This is a genomic window from Corallococcus sp. AB049A (assembly GCF_003668885.1).
Classification (GTDB): domain Bacteria; phylum Myxococcota; class Myxococcia; order Myxococcales; family Myxococcaceae; genus Corallococcus; species Corallococcus interemptor.
In genome coordinates, this window is sequence record NZ_RAWL01001443.1 from 1 (window position 1) to 388 (window position 388).

Here is a 388-nt window from a genome sequence, read left to right on the forward strand (position 1 = left end):
ACTTAATGCGAACAAGAGAGATCTTCAACTTGGCTATTTAAATTTATTAGAACAATCGAAAACAATCCCCGCCAACACTCAATCTCTTCCATCTCAAATGAACAACCGACTACTACAAATCCTTCCTTCATTTCATCGCCAACTTGCCAACTTTAAATATTATAAAACAAAACAAACCCTCACGAATGAGATTCTTCTTAAGTTCTTCCACAGTAGACTCAGAGTCGACCGTCAAATCGGCGATTTTCTTTCCGCTTCTCGAGTTGATTTGGAGCTTCAATGGCGCCATGTTGTTCGTTGTTTGTTTTGTGTGACAACAACAGAGCCTCGGTCTCAAGAGAGAGTATAAGGAGGAAGAGTCCTTTATCCCCCTCTTTTTATTATAAGG

1 protein-coding gene is annotated in these 388 nt (G+C 39.7%); it reads left to right on the forward strand.

Features of this window, described 5'->3' with window-relative positions; translation table 11 throughout:
- Window positions 1–349 (forward strand): hypothetical protein (locus D7X55_RS45260; RefSeq protein ID WP_233610495.1); only part of this gene is annotated, 349 nt, incomplete at its 5' end.
- Window positions 350–388: the final 39 nt, after the last annotated feature.